13 protein-coding genes are annotated in these 18,566 nt (G+C 36.4%); 7 read left to right on the top strand and 6 right to left on the bottom strand.

The features are described 5' to 3' along the window. Window positions 1-35 precede the first annotated feature (35 nt). Genes ACYQZV_RS05695 through gltB form a run of 3 tightly spaced genes read right to left on the bottom strand, consistent with a single transcriptional unit; the run spans window position 36 to window position 6,666 of the window. On the bottom strand, window positions 36-1,091 hold the full coding sequence (locus ACYQZV_RS05695; protein WP_459893978.1) for a M24 family metallopeptidase: 1,056 nt from the start codon (window positions 1,089-1,091) through the stop codon (window positions 36-38). Continuing rightward, window positions 1,088-2,275, bottom strand: a complete 1,188-nt coding sequence (locus tag ACYQZV_RS05690; protein WP_459893977.1) for an RNA polymerase factor sigma-54 — start codon at window positions 2,273-2,275, stop codon at window positions 1,088-1,090. The genes ACYQZV_RS05695 and ACYQZV_RS05690 overlap by 4 nt, the downstream gene beginning before the upstream one ends. Continuing rightward, window positions 2,257-6,666 (bottom strand): glutamate synthase large subunit, encoded by a 4,410-nt coding sequence (gltB, locus tag ACYQZV_RS05685; protein WP_459893976.1) that lies wholly within the window; start codon window positions 6,664-6,666, stop codon window positions 2,257-2,259. The genes ACYQZV_RS05690 and gltB overlap by 19 nt, the downstream gene beginning before the upstream one ends. A gap of 127 nt (window positions 6,667-6,793) precedes the next feature. Between gltB and ACYQZV_RS05680 the strand changes: the two genes are divergently transcribed. Beyond that, the gene (locus ACYQZV_RS05680) at window positions 6,794-7,372 is read left to right on the top strand and encodes an L-threonylcarbamoyladenylate synthase (RefSeq protein ID WP_459893975.1); all 579 of its coding nucleotides are present in this window, start codon (window positions 6,794-6,796) and stop codon (window positions 7,370-7,372) included. On the opposite strand, the gene ACYQZV_RS05675 is transcribed toward ACYQZV_RS05680, so the two are convergent. Then, the gene (locus tag ACYQZV_RS05675; RefSeq protein WP_459893974.1) at window positions 7,369-7,746 is read right to left on the bottom strand and encodes a hypothetical protein; all 378 of its coding nucleotides are present in this window, start codon (window positions 7,744-7,746) and stop codon (window positions 7,369-7,371) included. The two genes, ACYQZV_RS05680 and ACYQZV_RS05675, sit on opposite strands and share 4 nt — an antisense overlap. A gap of 96 nt (window positions 7,747-7,842) precedes the next feature. On the opposite strand from ACYQZV_RS05675, the gene ACYQZV_RS05670 reads away from it, so the two are divergent. The 6 genes from ACYQZV_RS05670 to ACYQZV_RS05645 all read left to right on the top strand — a co-directional run bounded on the left by ACYQZV_RS05670 (window position 7,843) and on the right by ACYQZV_RS05645 (window position 14,044). Further along, window positions 7,843-8,136: a metal-sensitive transcriptional regulator gene (locus ACYQZV_RS05670; RefSeq protein ID WP_459893973.1), complete on the top strand. Its 294-nt coding sequence runs from the start codon at window positions 7,843-7,845 to the stop codon at window positions 8,134-8,136. Continuing rightward, the gene (locus ACYQZV_RS05665; RefSeq protein ID WP_459893972.1) at window positions 8,137-8,472 is read left to right on the top strand and encodes a hypothetical protein; all 336 of its coding nucleotides are present in this window, start codon (window positions 8,137-8,139) and stop codon (window positions 8,470-8,472) included. Between the two features lie 11 nt (window positions 8,473-8,483). Next, on the top strand, window positions 8,484-10,106 hold the full coding sequence (gene merA / locus ACYQZV_RS05660) for a mercury(II) reductase (protein WP_459893971.1): 1,623 nt from the start codon (window positions 8,484-8,486) through the stop codon (window positions 10,104-10,106). Between the two features lie 99 nt (window positions 10,107-10,205). Next, the gene (locus ACYQZV_RS05655) at window positions 10,206-10,640 is read left to right on the top strand and encodes a group I truncated hemoglobin (protein ID WP_459893970.1); all 435 of its coding nucleotides are present in this window, start codon (window positions 10,206-10,208) and stop codon (window positions 10,638-10,640) included. A gap of 95 nt (window positions 10,641-10,735) precedes the next feature. After that, on the top strand, window positions 10,736-11,365 hold the full coding sequence (locus ACYQZV_RS05650; protein WP_459893969.1) for a Crp/Fnr family transcriptional regulator: 630 nt from the start codon (window positions 10,736-10,738) through the stop codon (window positions 11,363-11,365). 36 nt (window positions 11,366-11,401) lie between these two features. Beyond that, window positions 11,402-14,044, top strand: coding sequence for a BamA/OMP85 family outer membrane protein (locus ACYQZV_RS05645; protein ID WP_459893968.1), 2,643 nt, complete (start codon window positions 11,402-11,404; stop codon window positions 14,042-14,044). A 161-nt stretch (window positions 14,045-14,205) separates the two neighbouring features. Here ACYQZV_RS05645 and ACYQZV_RS05640 read toward each other — a convergent pair whose 3' ends face one another. Both ACYQZV_RS05640 and ACYQZV_RS05635 read right to left on the bottom strand, forming a co-directional pair. Continuing rightward, window positions 14,206-17,439, bottom strand: a complete 3,234-nt coding sequence (locus ACYQZV_RS05640) for an efflux RND transporter permease subunit (RefSeq protein WP_459893967.1) — start codon at window positions 17,437-17,439, stop codon at window positions 14,206-14,208. Window positions 17,440-17,441: 2 nt separating this feature from the next. Beyond that, window positions 17,442-18,566: an efflux RND transporter periplasmic adaptor subunit gene (locus ACYQZV_RS05635; protein ID WP_459893966.1), complete on the bottom strand. Its 1,125-nt coding sequence runs from the start codon at window positions 18,564-18,566 to the stop codon at window positions 17,442-17,444.

Below are 18,566 nucleotides of genomic sequence, written 5' to 3'. Positions count from 1 at the left end.
TATATGCGTTAGTTTTCAAGATTTTAAAATATAAATCATAAAATCACCAAATCAAGCGGTATAGAGGACATCACATGAGGAAGCCCATTTTCTATATAGACGATGTTTTCAACCCTCACACCAAAGCGCTTTGGAAGGTAGATGCCAGGTTCTATAGTAAATACAAACCCCTCTTCTATAATATCTGTGGAAGTCTTGTAAACTCTTGGCTCTTCGTGTATTTCAAGTCCAACCCCGTGTCCTGTGGAATGAGTAAAATAATTCCCGTATCCTTTTGATTCTATGTATTCTCTTGCTGCCAAATCCACATCTTTTAGAGGATTTCCACTAATGGCTTTTTCTATTGCGAAAAGATGAGCGTCTTTTACTATGTTGTATACTTTTATAAACTCATCCTCTGGTTTTCCTATGTGAAAGGTCCTTGTAAAATCTGTAGCGTAATGCTCCCACATAAGTCCCATATCCACTAAAAGAGGTTTGTTTAGCTCTATTTTATCAAAAGATGTCTCGTGATGAGGTACGGCTGAGTTTTTACCGGTGGCTATAATGGTGTCAAAGCTCTCTTTTTGGGCTTTTTCTTTCAAAAATTCGCATATGACAAAGTCCCTTAGTTCCTTCTCGCTCATGCCAGGCTTTACAAAATCAAGTAGTCTTTTGTAAACAGCATCGGATTTTTTTACACCTTCTAGCATGGTGTTTATTTCTTCTTTTGATTTTACTTTTCTCAGCAAAAAAGTAGGGTCTTTTTCAAAATAAACTTTTACATGTTTTGAAAGCTCTTCGTAAAACGAATAAGATATTGATTTGTCTATATGTATGGAATCTATATTTTTGGCTTTTAAAAACTTTGATATAAAATCTATAAAAGCCCCCTCTATGTTTAGGACTTCCATGTGTTTTATCTTTTCTTTTGCCCCTTCTATATACCTTGAATCTGTAAAAAAGAAAAAATCCCCTTCCAAAAAGAGCACATATGCGTTTGAAGATTTAAACTTAGAAAGATAATATACGTTTGGTTTGTAGGTTATTAGATAGCTTTTTATGTTTTTTTCTTTTAAAAGCCCATCAAACTTTTTTAAAATCTCTTTCATCTTTTCCTAGAGCTTCCTATGCCAAGCTTTGCCCTATACTTTGCTACGGTGCGCCTTGCTATGTTTATACCGTAGTTTTTTAAAATCTCTTCTATGTCTTTGTCAGTGTAAACGGTCTCTTCGTTTTGAATTAGCTTTTTTATAATGCTTAGTATCTCCTCTTGGCTTTTGGAAGACACGCTTTGCCTTACAAAGAAAGACCTCAATTTAAATACACCTTTTGGGGTTTTTACATACTTTGCATTTACAAGCCTTGAAACTGTAGATATAGAAATACCAAATTCACTGGCTACATCCTTTAGCATAAGGCTTTTAAGTGGTTTTTCTTTTAAAAAATACTCCTTCTGGGTTTCTATTACAATTTTCATAAGCTCTTTTAAAAACTTTCTTCTTAAGTTTATAGCCTCTACAAACCTTCTAGCCCTTTGCTTTAGATATTTTTCAAGCTCTTTGTCTTCTAGCTTCTCTTCCAAATTCTCTTGAGAAATCTCCATATAGTTATCGAATATATCGTACAAAATCTCTCCCTGGTCTATTTCTATTACAATGTCTACTTTGGCTGGTAAGAGGTTTGTTTTATCTATTTGAATAGGTGTTTTTTTAAGTTTTGAGAAAAACTCTATTGCCTCTTTGGGTATCTTTCTCCTTTCTTCCAAATCTTTTAGATACTTTATGTAGTCTTTCTTATCTTTGTGATAAGTCCTTATCTGAAGCTCCATATATTCAAAAGGATTTAAAGTTCCATGTCCTATAGGTTCTATTTCCATAACAAAAGCTCTTGCGTCATCTACAACATCCCAACCTACGTTAAAATGTTTTTTTATATCCTCTAAAGCCTCAGGAGATATAAAGCCGTTGCTATCAAGAGAATACACTATCTCTTTTGCCACTTCTTTTTCTACGCCATCTAGCTCTTCGTTGATAGCTTTTATGAGGTGTTCTTTATAAGAGTAGCTTTTTGCTATGTTTTCCGTATAATCTTCTTTGTTTACAAAAAACTTTTTTGGTGGTTTTAAGGCTTTTAACTTTAAAAAAGGGTTTAGCTCTTGTTCTACTTTTAGCTCTTGTTCTAAGTCGTTTATGCTCTCTTGTAAAAGCTCTATGTTTTGGCTTAACACCAAGAATAGATTTAGGCTTACCCTATTCTCTATCTTTTGGTTTAGGTTTATACTTTCTGGACACATTCGTCTGAGCTCTCCGATCTTACGCAAGCTTCTATAGGCATTATCTTTCTAAAAGCCCCAAAACCTTCCTCCAATATTTTCTTTGCCAAAGGACTATCGGTATAGCTTATATGAGCCTCAAGCATAGAGCTTATAATCTCTTTATCTTCTTCGGCTACATCTTGGACTAAGACGTACGAGGTGTTTATGTGCTTTTCTAAAATGCCTTCTTTGTCGTAAAAATATGCCATGCCGCCAGTCATACCAGCCCCTACGTTGTAGCCAAAATCTCCTATGTTTATTACTATTCCACCGGTCATATACTCAAGAGCATGATGCCCAACCCCTTCTACCACAGCTTTTGCACCGCTATTTCTAACAGCAAAACGCTCTCCTACTCTGCCTGCTATATAAAGCTCACCGCCAGTGGCTCCGTAAAGTATTGTATTTCCCGCCAATACAAAATTTTTGTCTGTGCTGAAAAACGGTTTTATAGCTATGATACCGCCATGCATTCCTTTGCCTACGTAGTCGTTGGCCATACCTTTCAAAAATAAATTTATCCCCTTGTGGTTAAAAGCACCAAAACTTTGACCAGCAACCCCTTCAAAGTATAGATTTATGGTGTTTGGTGGTAAACCTTTGTCTTTATGATAGATTGCCGTATAGTAGCTTATTGTAGCTCCTACGCTTCTATCTATGTTTGTAATCTTGTAATGTCTTTCAACGGGTGTTTGGCTTTTAATAAACTCTTCTAACTCTTTAGCTATAAAATCGTTTAAGCTTTTTTCAGGGTTGTTGTTTCTTTCAAAGGTTCTAAACCTTTTTGCATCTTTGGGATATCCTTTTGTAAATACTTCAAGCTTTAATCTTGATGGTTTTGGTTCTAAAAGCTCAAGACGCCCTATTATATCGTTTAGACTTTTATATCCCATAGAAGCTAGTATCTCTCTTACTTCTCTTGCTAAAGCCCTAAAATAAGCTGCCACTCCTTCTTTTGTACCGCTAAATTTAGCTCTTAACTTTGCATCTTGAGTAGCCACACCAGTAGGACATGTGTTTAGATGGCATTGTCTTGCCATTACACAACCTTCTGCTATCATCGCCGCGGTTCCAAAACCAAACTCTTCTGCTCCTAGGATTGCCCCTATTATTACGTCTTTCGCAGTTCTAAATCCACCGTCTACTCTTACGCTGACCCTTTCTCTTAAGTTGTTTTCCATGAGTGTTTTAACCGTGTCATACAGCCCTATCTCCCAATAGTTACCAGCATTTTTTATGGAGCTAATAGGAGAGGCTCCAGTGCCACCTTCTGTTCCGCTTACTTGTATGATATCTGCATAAGCTTTGGCTACTCCAGAGGCTATGGTCCCAATACCAGACTCACTTACAAGCTTTACCGATATGCGGGCTTCTGGGTTTGCCTTTTTTAAATCGTTTATAAGCTGAGCCAAATCTTCTATGGAGTAGATATCGTGATGAGGTGGTGGTGATATAAGAGTGATACCTTCTTGGGAATATCTTATCTTGGCTATATAAGGGCTTACCTTTTTGCCTGGAAGCTGTCCACCTTCGCCTGGTTTTGCACCTTGGGCTATTTTTATCTCTATATCTTTGGCAGAGGCAAGGTAAGTGGGTGTGACTCCAAATCTACCAGAAGCCACTTGCTTTATAGCGCTATTTTTATCTGTAAAATATCTTTCCGGGTCTTCGCCACCCTCACCGCTGTTTGATTTCATACCTAGCATGTTGGTGGCAAGAGCCAACACTTCATGAGCTTCAGGGGATAACGCCCCCAAAGACATAGCCCCTGTAACAAATCGTTTTAATATTTCTTCTTCTGGTTCTACCTCTTCTATGGGTATAGGGCTTTTAGATTTTTTGTAGTCCAAAAGATGGTGTATGAAAGTAGGGTGCTCTTCGTTGGCAATCCTTGAAAATTCAAGATAATCGTTGTAATCAAGGGTTTCTAAATATTTGTGAAGAGCTCTTACCACATGAGGAGACCAAGCGTGGTAAATGCCACCTTTTCTAAATCTTAAATCACCACCGTAATCAAGGGTAGGCTTTTCACTGTTAAAAGCAAAATCGTGTCTTTTTAGAATGGATTCTTCTATTTGCTCTATGCCATCGGCTTCTAATGTAACGGGCGTACCAGTAAAGTACTCTTCCACAAAATCTTTGTTTAGACAAACGGAATCAAATATCTCGGCTCCTTGGTAAGAGTTTAAGGTGGCTATACCCATCTTAGCCATTATCTTTAAAATACCATCTTCTAAAGCTTTTTTATAGTTCATTATTGCTTGTTCGTAGTTTTCTCTATAGTTGTGATAAAGTGTTTCGTAAAGAAGATATGGATAAACGGCAGATGCTCCATAGCCTATAAGGCAAGCAAGGGCATGGGTATCTCTCACTTCTCCAGTTTCTACTATAAAACTAACTTTTTGAGACAATCCAAGCTTAGCAAGGTGTCTTACCGATGCGCTAACTCCTAGAAGACTTGGAATAGCTACATTTTTTTCGTCAACATCTTTGTCAGACAGTATAATAATATCTGCCCCATCTTTTACAGCTTGTTCTACAAGATGTGTCAACACTTCTAAACCTATTTTTAAATCTATTATAGGTATGCCTTCGTAAACGGCGTCCATAAGGATATCAGACACTCTTTCAAAGCCTTTTAAATCTTGAAGGGCTTGTATGTTGTCGCTTCTGTGCTTTGGATAGCAAAGGGATATACGTTTTACTTTAAAATGCTTTTGATTTTCTATAGTTTTCATGTGATAGGGCAAAAGCACCGGAGAATCTATTTGAAATCTTCTTGCATGCTCTTTGGTTTCCACCAAAAAGTTTCTTTTGTGTCCAAGATTCATCTTAAGGCTCATGACAAACCTTTCTCTTATAGAGTCTATAGGCGGGTTTGTCACCTGGGCAAACCTTTGTTTGAAATATCTAAACATAAGCACGGGTTTTTCGTTTAAAGGTGGTAGCGGTGTATCATCACCCATGGAAAATGTGTATTCTTTGGCTTCTTTTGCCATATAGTCTATTTGATTTTTTAGCTCTTCCGTTGTATATCCAAAATATGCTTGTAAACGGGTAAGTTTGTCTTTGTCTAAATGCTCATCTTCTAAAGATTTTTCTTCTATGAGGTTTTCAAGTTTTACCAAGTTTTCTTCTATCCACTTTTTGTAGGGGTTTTTCTTGGATATATCTTTTAGTATTTCTTCGGTGGTTTTTAGGCTTTTGGTATGAGTATCTATAAGAAGTGTATCACCCGGGGAGAGTCTTTCGCTTTCTTTTATATCCTGAGGGTCTATGTTTACCATACCCACTTCAGAACCAAGTATCACTATGTTGTCTTTTGTGATGATGTACCTTGAGGGTCTTAAGCCGTTTCTATCTAAGTGAGCGCCTACTTTCACCCCGTCTGTAAAAACTATAGCGGCTGGGCCATCCCAAGGCTTCATAAGTAAAGATTTGTATTCAAAAAACGCTCTTATATCATCATCCAGTGTATAGTCATTTTCCCAGGCGGGGGGTATTAGCATGTTTATGGCATGTTCTACTGGATACTCTGTTAATACTAAAAGCTCAAAAACTTTATCCAAAGACCCGGAGTCGCTTTCATCGTATTCCACTATTGGTTTTATAAGCTTAATCTTGTCTTCTAAAAGCTTATGGTAGAGCTCGGACTGTATAGCCATCATCCAGTTTCTGTTGCCGTTTATGGTGTTTATTTCGCCGTTGTGGGCTAAGTATCTAAAAGGTTGGGCAAGGTTCCAATTTGGAAATGTGTTTGTGGAGTATCTTTGATGAAATAGGCATATGGAAGATTCTATGGTTTCATCCTCTAAATCTTTATAAAAATGGTCTATTTGATAAGCCACAAACATGCCTTTATAAACTATCGTCTTGGAAGACAAAGAGGGTATATATATTTTTAACTCTTTTTTTAAGCTTTTGCGAAGAAAATACAAGGCAAGCTCTTTGTTTTCTATACCTTCTAAATCCAAAAGCATATGTTTTATAACAGGCATAGTCTCAAGAGCGCTTTTACCAAGAGCGGATTTATCTACAGGCACATCTCTAAAGCCTATCACTTTAAAGCCCATTCTCTTGGCTATCTCTTCTACTTTTGATGTATCGTTGTTTTTTAGAAATAAGACTCCTACGCCTAAGTTGTCTATAGAAGATATTTCAAAACCAAGCCTTTCTATTTCTTTTTTGAAAAATTTATGAGGTATTTGTATTAGAATACCAGCACCGTCCCCCGTTTTGCCATCGGCACCTATAGCACCTCTATGAGTTAGATTCTTGACAGCTTCAATGCCATATTTTACAATCTTATTGGATTTCTGACCGCTTATATCACATATAAAACCAACACCGCAAGAGTCCTTTTCTTGCATTAGCTTACCTCCAAACATTGTAGACAAATATTATAACTCTATTGGAAAAAAATGTACTAAACAAAATCACAAAACTAAAACTATTTTTTATCATTGAAAAAAAAATATCAGGCTTTAACATGTTTTCATGGCTTTTAATATAAAAAATATCGGAGAAAAAGGGCTGATAGACTTTGCAACAGATATACTTCTTCAAAATAAACCCATTTGCGCACCCACAGATACCATATACGGGGTTTTGGCTTTAGACAATGAAGAAGCCCTAAACTACCTTTACAAAATAAGAAGACCTTCAAAAAAACCTTTCCTTAGGCTTTTACCAGATATATCTTTTTTAGAGGATTACTCTCTTGTACCTACCGATAAGGTGTACGAGCTTTCTAAATTAGAGGGTGTTAGCATTATACTAAAAGCCCAAGACAAAAATTTAGGTTTTAGAATACCAAAAAAGGGTTTCATAAGGGAATTGTTGGATAGTTTAAAAAGGCCTATACTAGCTCCATCTTGCAACAAAGAAGGTGAGCCACCGGCAAAGTCTATAGAAGAAGCCGTAAATTATTTTAAAGAAGAGATACCGCTCTACATAGATGGAGGTTTTATAGACAGTGCGGCCTCTAGCATAGTAGAGATAGAAAACGACAAAATAAGCATTGTTAGAGAGGGTATGTCCATAGAAAAAGTAAAAGAGATTTTGTCTAAACTTTAGTCAAGATATTTTTCTATGATGGACGCTATTTCGTTTAGGCTTTCATATATAGATAGCTTCAGTTGATTTAAATAAACCCCTTCTTTTTCTTGAAGTTTTTCTATATCTTTTAAAACACTTTCTACAATTTTCATTATAACAATCTCAGCGTTGGAAAGATAGCCGTTAAAGGTGTTGTTTTTTACTTTTTTCTCAAGGTCTTCAAGTTTCTCCGTGTATCTTGCCACCCTTTCTATGTGGTCTATAGCTCTTGCGATATCTTCATCTACGTTTGTTTGCTTTAACTCATAAGCCTTTGCCCTTATCATATCTCTCATGCTGCTAATGAGCACTTTATCAAGCTCTACAACCGTATTGTCTGCCTCTTGCATCATGTATTTAATATAATTAAATATCTAAATGTATAATATGAGATATATCATTGAGCTATCTGGGAAAAGTTTTATCCTATACCTATAGGAGGTATAGGTATGAGAAGCTGTGATGTTTATTTGTCTCAAGAGATGAGTCAAGAGCTGATAAAAAGGCTCTCAAAAATTGAAGGTCAAGTTAGGGGTATACAAAAAATGGTGGAGGAGAAAAGGGATTGCAATGAAATACTTATTCAAATATCTGCTGTAAAATCGGCGTTGAATAGCGTAATGCTTTTGTTGTTAGAAGAACACTTTAACTCTTGCGTCAAACCAAGTATAGAGTCTGGGGACATGAAAGGTGTTGAAGAGTTTATTAAAGCTATTAAACACTTGGTAAAAGGAGGATGCTAAATGAAAGAGCTTGTTTCGAGCGTTTTAAGCGCTCTAGCGGCAATTACAGCATCGCTTTGCTGTTTTATCCCTCTCTTGTTATCTATAGGGATTAGTACTTCTTCTTCTCTTATAAGCTCTATACATATTTTTGATCCTTATAGAATATACTTGCTTATAATTGGTTATATTGGAGCATCATACTCTATTTACAGGCTTTATATTAGAAAAAAGAATATAAATTGCGCCTGTGAAGAGTCATGGGTTGATAGGTTTAGTACCTATGCAACGTGGATATCTGTAATGTTTCTTTTGTTTGTCACATTCTATCCGTTGTTTAAAAATGTTCATTTTTAAGGAGGTGCTTTATGGTTAGGTTAAAGATAACTGGTATGACATGTGAGCACTGTGCTCAAACTGTAAAAAAAGCGCTGGAGAGCGTAGATAACGTAAGAAAAGCCGAAGTTTATTTTCCTCAAGGCTATGCAAATGTAGAAGGCGACGTATCTATCGCAAATCTTATAGAAGCTGTTAAGATTGCAGGATATGGAGCTGAAGAGATTCCATCTGTTGATGTTTATATTCCTAAGAAAGATGTATACGATCTTTTTATATTGGGTGGTGGCTCTGCGGCATTTGCTGCTGGTATCAAAGCTTCTGATATCGGAGCTAGGGTTTTAATCGTAGAAGACAATGTTATAGGAGGTACATGCCTAAATAGAGGCTGTATACCATCTAAATACCTAATAGAGGTTGCAAATACTTTTTATACTCCAAATAAAAACCCATTTTCAGGTGTTGATCTACCAACGGGCAATTTAAGCATAAGGGATATTATAGAAAAGAAGGAAGAGCTTTTAAAAGAGCTAAGAAAAGGAAAATATTGGAATGTTTTAGAAGCCTACCCGCAAATAGAATATAGAAACCTTAGGGGAAAGCTTGTTAGTGAAGGAATGGCTTTGGTGGAGGAAGATAAGGTGGGCTTTGGCAAAGCTATAGTGGCTACAGGCTCAAGACCAGGTATTCCTCCAATAAAAGGGATTGATAAGGTTAAGTATTATACTAGCGACAATATATTTGATATAGATAACCTTCCTAGTCATCTAATAATCATTGGTGGAGGGGCTATAGGGTTAGAGCTTGGGCAAGTGTTCCTTAGGTTTGGTAGCGAAGTGACAATTGTAGAATCTTTTCAAGAGATAGCCATTTCGCAAGAGCCAGAAATAAGAGCTAAGCTTAAGGAAATTTTAGAAAAAGAAGGTATGAATATTTTAACAAATGCCAAAGTTAATAACGTATGGGAAGAAAATGGCAAGTTAACTTTAGAGATGGAGCATGAAGGAAAGAAAATAACAGTTTACGGTACAGATTTACTTATAGCTACAGGCAGAGCACCAAATACAAAAGATATAGGATTAGGGACTGTGGGTGTGATGACAAATGGAAGAGGATTTATACAGGCTAATGAATTTATGCAGACTACTAATAAAGATATTTATGCAGCAGGAGACTGTGTTGGAAAAATGATGCTTGTAACTGTGGCTGCTATGGAAGGAGGTATAGCTGCAGAAAATGCATTGTTAGGTAATAGGAAAAAAGCAGATTATCTATCAATACCAAATGCGATATTTACAGACCCAGAGGTAGCTAGGGTTGGCATAGATGAGGCAGAGGCTAGGAAGCAAGGGTTGGAGATTGAAGTAAGAGTGCTCGATTTTTCTAAAGTTCCTAGAGCAGCTCTTAGTTTGCAAATGGATGGATTAATAAAAATGATAGCAGATAAAAGCAGTGGAAAAATCTTAGGTGTTCATATACTTGCTCCACATGGAGCCGAGCTAATACATAAAGCTGCCATGCTTGTAAAATATGGATTTACTATAGACGATGTTGTGCAAATGGTAGATGTATACCCTACTCTTTCAGAATCTATAAAGTTGTGTGCTCAATCTTTTAAAAAAGATATAGCTAAGCTTTCATGTTGCGCTGAGTAAATTATATATGATTTATATCAAATATGGTGTGTGATTTTGTCACTGAAAAGAAAAACTAAAGATTGTATATTAGCATTATCAACCTAAGGAGGTAGCAACATGAAAAAGCTCATCTTAGCATCGATTATTTTTGCAAGCGTTGGCTTGGCATCTGCAAACGCAGAGACACTTTATCAAGAACTTGGTGGATACGACGCCATATCCGCTGTAACCAAAACTTTAGCCACAAAGCTAGTACAAGACCCAAAACTAGGTGTTTACTTTAAAGGCCTAAACACCCATCATAAAGAGGTGCTCATAAACAACCTAACTGACTTTCTTTGCAACGCCACAGGAGGTCCTTGTATATACACTGGTGAAAATATGGAGGAAGCTCACGCAGGCCTTGGTATAACAGATTCTGATTGGAATAGATTTGTAAAGATAACAGAAGGCGTGCTGAACGAGTACAGAGTCCCACCGAAGCTTCAAAAGGAGCTCTTAGAAAGACTTGTCCCTCTAAAACCTTACATAGTTCAAAAACAAAGTTATTAACCTGCAACCTGTATGTTTTTTGCTACGCCAATTGGCGTAGCTTTTGAAGATAATTGTCATTGAAATATATTTAAATATAATGCAACTTTAAAAGCATGGAAACTTTTAGTATAAAAAATTTGTTTCCATTTGCAAATAAAGATTTTCAGGAAGAGCTAGTTAAGTTTTCTACCTTGGTAAACTTAAAAAAAGGTACAATGGTAGGTTATCCTGGCGCTAGGTGCGATTTTACACCGGTGGTAGTGGAAGGATATTTAAAAGTATATGCAGCGTTAAACAACGGCAAAGAGATTTTCCTTTATAAAATAGGTCCGGGCGAGACGTGTATGCTCACAAACCTAGCCATATATAAAAATAGACCTTATCCGGCCTTTGCAGTTTGTGAAACAGATGTTATAGGTTTTACTATACCATCCCATATAGCTAACGCTTGGTTTGACAAATATTCTTATTGGAGGACCTTTGTGCTTGATACTATCGTAAAAAATGCCTATGACGTGTTTTATATATTAAATGAAATCATGTCAAAACCTTTAGACCAAAAGTTGAGAGAGTACCTCATGAACAACTCTCGCGAAGGTGTAGTAAGTTTAACCCACGAAGATATCGCAAGGGATTTAGGGACAGCTAGAGAGGTGGTTTCAAGGCTTTTAAAAGATATGGAAAGACAAGAGCTATTAGAGTTAAAAAGAGGGAAAATATATATAAAATGTAGCTTATTGTAATTAGAAAACTGCTTAAACTTTTTATATAATGAAAGAATGAAAAAATATATAGCTTTGTTGTTGCTTTTAATAATAAACAAAGCGTTTGGAGAGGCTACAATAGAATCAAACTATCCACTCCAAAAAAACAACTTTTCTAAGGTTATAAATAAGGACAATTTGCAAAGAATGATAGGCATAATAAGAAATATCGATTATATAAAGGATGTAAAAGTTTTGGGTTTTAAAGAAAATAAACCGATTTTGTATATAGAAAGATACCCTATTATAAGACATGTAAAAATAAGAGGCAACAACTTTTATCACGCCATAGACTTGATACCTATAGCAAACATAAGGCCTGGTACACCTGTAAAGACATCTATTGAACAAAAAGAAAAGCTTATAAAAGATTTCCTGGAGGAGTTTTACAAAAACAACGGGTTTTTAAAAGCAAAAGTAAAAGACACTATAACTAAAACCAAAGATGGATATCTAAATGTATATGTGAATATAAAAGAAGGAGACCTTTACTTTATAAGAGGCGTTTTTGTAAACGGTAAAAAATTTGACGATGCTTCTCTTCCAATAGGTGATATAGCAAATATAAACAATCTAAACAAAATATACAACATAGTAAGAAAGCACTTTGGTAAAGATGCGAGGGTTTTTGTTTATCAAGAGGGATTAAAGACCATAATTACAAAAAGACCCTTTAAAGCCATATTTGGCACACAAAAAATAAAGCACAACATATTTCATATAGTAGGTGTTTTTATAAACGATATTTCAAAATTTTTAAATTACCCCATACCCTTTACCAAGGCGGCTTTAGGACAAGGCGGTATAGTGGATGTTTATTACAAAGTATATCAAAGACCCTTGAACAAAGTATATTTTGAAGGTAACAAGGCTTTTAATAGCAAAATCCTAAAAACAGTAGCAAACATAAGCGAGATAGATATTTTCACGTTAGAAAAGGCAAAAGAAAATCTTTTAAAGTTTTATAAGGATATGGGATACCTTGATGCAAAGGTTCATTATAAGGTAAACAAAGAGTATACAAAAGCCACCTTTTACATACATGAAGGAGGAAGGTATAGTTTAAAAAATATATTTTCTAACTCTAAAGCTTTAGAAGGTTTTATTAGAAAACACTATAAAGATAAGTATTTAAACATTTTGGCTTTTAAAAAACTAATAAACATATACCACAAAAAGCTAGAGAAAGAAGGTTATATATACGGTTTTTCATACAAGTACAGCATTGATAAACTGCCAAACTATGAGGCAAATGTGCATATAGATGTAAACAAAGGATACAAAATTATACTGGCAAAAATCCTTATAAAAGGCACAAAAAATAAACATATTTTAGATATTTTTAAAAGCTATAAAACCCCGAGAGAATATAAAGCAAAAGATATAGAAGATTTGTATAAAGACACCATCTTAACCGCCAAAAAATACGGTTATTTTGATGTAAAAGCAAAACCGATAGCAAAGGTTAAAATCCTCGGCAAACATTACTATGAATATATTTATACGTTTTATATAGACCTCGGCAAGAGATATGAAAACGGTAATACAGTGATATACGGATACAACCATACGTTAGAGCATAGCATACAATACATGGCAGCTTTACCAAAGTATTACTCTTTAGAAGAAGAGAGAAGAGCTATAAAAAATTTGGAAGAAAGCTCTATATTTGAGGCCGTTAATATAGAAACATTCTTAAATAAGAAGGACAAAAAAGTAGATAGGCTCATAGAACTTCAAGAGGGTAAAAGAGGGTTTTTTAGGATAAAAGCCGGATACAACACAGAACAAAGACTTGTATTGGATAGCGCTTTAACGTGGGCAGACCTTTTTGGTACTCCTGCAATGGCTACTTTTAACTACGACATATCTAGCTTAAACACCACTTACAAACTTGGTATAGCTGATAAGTTTTTGTTCTCCAAAGATTATTTGGGAGATATCTTCTATCAAAGGGATTTTGAAATCCACAACAGCTACTATTTTGTATCAAAAGGCATAAACTTTGACATTGGGAGAAGGTTTGGAAGATATTATACATTTACCGTAGGGTACTCTAAGACAAGAGATTACGTATACAACGCTCCAATCCAAGACAATGGCTATTCTAATCAAGAGACTATAAGCTTCAATCTTACGAGAGACTACAAAAACAAACCTACAAATCCCACCAAACTTGGATATGACAACGTTACCTTTACTAAAAGCCTACAAACCGGTTACAACAGCTTTAATATAAATACGTATTACCTTATACATATAATAGACAAAATATTTTATAGTTTTAAATTTGGTTTTGGGGCAGAAAACGACGGTCTTATATATCAAAGGTTTTTCTTGGGTGGTCTTAAAGATATGATGGGCTATAACTTTGAAGATATCGGTTCGCCAGAAGGCGGAAAGTATTATGGCTTTTTAAGAAATGAGATAGACTTTCCCGTTAAAAGCCCCTTCAATTTAGCTCTTTTTACAGACACTGGCAACGTAGCAAACAACATATCTGGCATTACGAAAAATTTAAAGCAAGATGTAGGAGTAGGTGTATTTGTATATACTCCAATAGGACCAGTGAGGTTTGATGTGGCAAAACCTATTACAAAGATACCAAATATAAATTCCTCTATCAAGTATTACATATCTATAGGATATTTTTATTAACGTCTATAAGAAGTATATTGTTCTCTTTTTTGCTAATGTCTGGCTATTTGTAAACCAGCTTTTGGAAATATTGTATGGTGTTTTATCTGGCAACTTTTAATAGAGGTAAATGTTTATGGTGTTTGTAAAGTTTGGCAGGGCCAAGAGGCCCCCAAAAAAATTTATGACCTTAAATCTTTGCTTATTTCTTCTGGCAATGGACAAGCTTCTGGTGGTAAACCTTTTACCTTAGAACCGTAGTACATAACCGGTATAAGCACCAGGCTTAGAGCTGTGGACGCTACAGTACCAAATATCAAGGATATAGCAAGACCGTTGAATATAGGGTCGAATATGATAACAAAAGCTCCTACTATAAGAGCTGCCGCTGTTAAAAGCACCGGCCTTGTCCTTATAACACCAGCTTCCACAACAGCTACATGAAGGGGTACCCCTTCTCTTATCCTTTGCTCTGCAAATTCCACAAGAAGTATAGAGTTTCTAAGTATTATACCAGCTAGCGCTATAAATCCTATCATAGAAGTGGCGGTAAAGAAAGCGTGCATTATAAAGTGTCCTGGGACTATACCAACTAGCGTAAGTGGTATTGGAGACATAATGATACCTGGGGTTTTGAAATCTTTAAACCATCCTACTATAAGGACGTATATGATGAAAAGCGCACCGGCAAAAGCAATACCCAAATCTCTAAACACCTGAAGGGTAATATACATCTCGCCGCCCCATCTTACATATATATGGTTGGTAATTTTAGGGAAAGACATCCAGAGCTCTGATACATGGCCATATGGGTTAGGTATGCTTAAGACTTTTTTCCTTATATCCCATATGCTGTAAAACGGTGCACCAGCTCCTTTAGCCACATCTCCTATTACATATACTACTCTTCTTAGATTTTCATGGTATATGGTTTTATGTATGGGTTTTTTAACTATTTTTATAAGGTTTGAGAGTGGTATAAGCTGACCTTTTTTGTTTGGTATTTCTAGGTTTTCAAGATTTTGAAGCGTTCTATAAGGTCTTGCTATCCTCACCTCTATTGGTACAGCTTCTGTGTCGGTAGATTGGATAATGCCGGCTTCATAACCAGCGGTGGCTACTCTTAAAGTCCTTACAATATCTTTTTTAGAAACTCCAAATTGGGCCGCTCTTGCTTGGTCTATTACAAAATCTATTTGAGGGGCGTTTGACTCCAAATATATACCGCTATCTGTTATTTCTTTATCGTGTCTGAAAAGCTTTAAAACTTGCATGGCAAAAGCTCTCTCAGAAGATAGTGTGGGTCCATATATTTCAGCCACTATAGGGTCTAAAACTGGTGGACCAGGTGGGACCTCTGTTACACCCACATAGGAAGCTCCCATAGAAAATGCTATTTTTTGTACCATAGGTCTTATATATTGGGCGAAAGCGTGGGATTCCATCTTTCTCTGGTCTTTTCCAACAAGCTCTATAGCTATTTGAGCATAGTAAGGTTTTGTTCTAAGATAATAGTGCCTTACAAGGCCGTTGAAGTCATAAGGTTCTGGTAGACCTGCGTATATTTGATAATACTTCACCTCTTTTTGTTTTGCTATGTAATCAGCTATTTTTTTAGCCACCAAGTAAGTTTGTTCAACGGTGGTATCCTCTGGCATATTCAATACTACAGAAAGCTCTGATTTGTTATCAAAAGGAAGCATTTTTACTATAACAGCTCTACTTAATATGAGTGCCACAGATATACCTAGTAAAGACCAAACCGCTATATAGAATATGACTCTTTTGGGTTTTGATATAAGAAGGGGTTCTACCATTTTACAATATAGTTTCCAAAATACGGTATCTTTTATGTTTATAACAGGTTTTTCGCTTTTGTCGTGATGGTTTTCATGCTTCAAAAATTTATAAGCGGCCCATGGGGTAATGGTAAAAGCCACCCACAGAGAAAATAGTATTGCGGCACTAGCATTTACAGGTATTGGTCTCATATAAGGACCCATGAGACCACCTACAAAAGCCATTGGCATCAAAGCGGCTATGATGGTAAACGTTGCAAGTATAGTAGGGTTTCCAACCTCATCGGTAGCCCTTACGATAGCGTCGTGTTTTGGAAGCTCTGGGAAAAATTCAAACCATCTGTGTATATTTTCTACTACCACAATAGCGGCATCCACCAGTATACCGATAGAGAATATAAGAGCAAAGAGTGTTACCCTGTTGATGGTAAATCCATACAGTTTACTGAAAAATAGTGCAAAAGCAAGCGTTACTGGTACGGCTATTGCCACTATAGCAGACTCTCTGAGACCTAGAGCCACAGCTATAAGAAGTATAACGGAAGCCGTGGCTATAAAAAGGTGCTCTATAAGTTCGTTTGACTTATTTTGGGCGGATTTACCATAGTTTCTTGTAACGGTTATATGAAGGCTAGACGGTATCACCGTACCTTTTAAGGAGTCTACCTTTTTTAATACATCGTTTGCCACGTTTACTGCGTTTGTACCGGCCCTTTTTGCTATAGATATAGTTACAGCTGGATACATCGGAGAGCCGTAGCGCTTAGAGGCAGCGCCAAAACCCATAGTTACATAGTCGTGAACCCCACCAGGACCATCTGTTATGGTAGCTATATCTCTTAGATAAACAGGTTTTCCGCCATACCATCCTACCACTAAGTCTTCCAAATCTTCTTTTGACCTTATGAAATTTCCGGTTTTTACATAGTAAAGAGTGTTGTTTTGGTTTACATAACCGCTTGGTAATTCTTGGTTTGCCTCTTGGATTATATGTACTACGTATGCAGGAGATAGCCCGTAAGCAGCTTCTTTTGCTGGGTCTAAAAGCACTCTTAATTTTCTTGGCTGACCACCGTATATTTTTACTTGGGCTACGTTTGGCACTGTTTTTAGCTCGTTGTCTAGAGTATCTGCAATCCTTCTTAAGGAATAGTAATCATACCCTTTACCCCACAAAGTAAGTGTCATAATAGGTACATCGTCAATGGACCTTTCCTTTATAAGAGGTGGAAGCTGGACACCAGGGGGAACCAAGTTTAAAGATGCCATCATTTTGGCGTTTAGCTCTACCAAAGCTTTTACTGGGTCTGTGCCTACGTGAAACCTTGCGGTCACAAGACCATAACCATCTCCAGAAGCACTATATATATAGGAGATATCTTTTAATTCCCAAAGCTTTTTCTCTAATGGGGTAACCACCCTTTTCTCTACTTCTCTTGGAGCGGCACCAGGATAAGGTATCATTATGTCTATCATCGGAACCACAATATCTGGGTCTTCTTCTTTTGGAGTGGTTACAACCGCATATACACCAAGTGCCAAAAGAACCAGTATCATTATGGGGGTAAGTTTAGAATCTATGAAGTATTTTGCTATCCTTCCGGCTATTCCGTACATATTTACTCTCCTATTTTACATTTATCACAGACGTTGTATACGTTTCCTTCTACTATTCTATCGCCAGGTTTTAAACCGGATAAGACTACATAGCTATCTCCTACTCTTTGACCAAGTTTTACAAACTGCATATGGGTTATGTTGTTTTTGTCTACGAGCCACACCGCATCTATGTCGTCCCATTTAAACAACGCATCTTTTGGTATGGTAACCACTGTTTCTTGGCTTTTAGGAATATAAACTTTTGCATAAAGCCCGCTTGTTATGCCGTCTTCGTTTAGTATATCTATTTTTACATCAAAAGTGTGGGACATTGGATTTAAAGCTTTGGACACCTCTTTTACCGTACCTTCCACCGTTTTATCTATACCGCCTATGTATACTTTGAGAGTTTGTCCTGGTGTTATTTTGTTTATATACTTTTCTGGTAATGCCACATCTACTCTGTAAGGGGGTTTGTCTATCATCATAAGTGGCATACCCGGGGCTGCTATATCTCCTACGTTTACATTTTTCATATAAATACAGCCTGAAAATGGAGCTGTTATATTTGCATAAGCTAAGTTTGCTCCAGCAGCCGATGCTCCAGCTTTAGCAGCCAATATAGCGTTTTTAGCTTGTTCTACCATTGCTTTTGCAGCTTCATACTTTGCTTTTACCTCGTCATACTCTTGTCTAGTTACTGCTCCTGTTTTTATAAGCCTTTGAAACCTTTGATAGGTTTTTGATATGGCTTGTAAGTTGGCTTCTGCTGCTTTCATTTGGTCTTGGGCTTGTTTGGCACCGTAGTTAGCTTGAGCTACCATACTAGATATATCTTGAGTGTCTAATTTTACAAGAAGCTGACCTCTTTTTACACAATCACCGTCTTTTACGTAAACTCCTATAACCTTGCTCATAAGCCTTGTAGATATTGCAGCATGGTTTTTTGCGCTTACTACACCATCAAATTCTTCTTCTAAAGGTGTGGAAGAGCTTACCGTTATAACTTTTACATTTGAGATGACTTTTGGTTTTATGGGCTTTTCACCGGGAGAAATCTTATGCTCAAAAAATCCGCCTAACCATAGTATTATAACCACCATGGGTATTATGAAATAAAGGACATACTTTTTGAGGGTGTTCAT

The sequence above is a fragment of the Hydrogenobaculum acidophilum genome, assembly GCF_054656715.1.
Note: the sequence above shows the minus strand (reverse complement) of the source record. Positions and strands in the feature narration are given on the sequence as shown.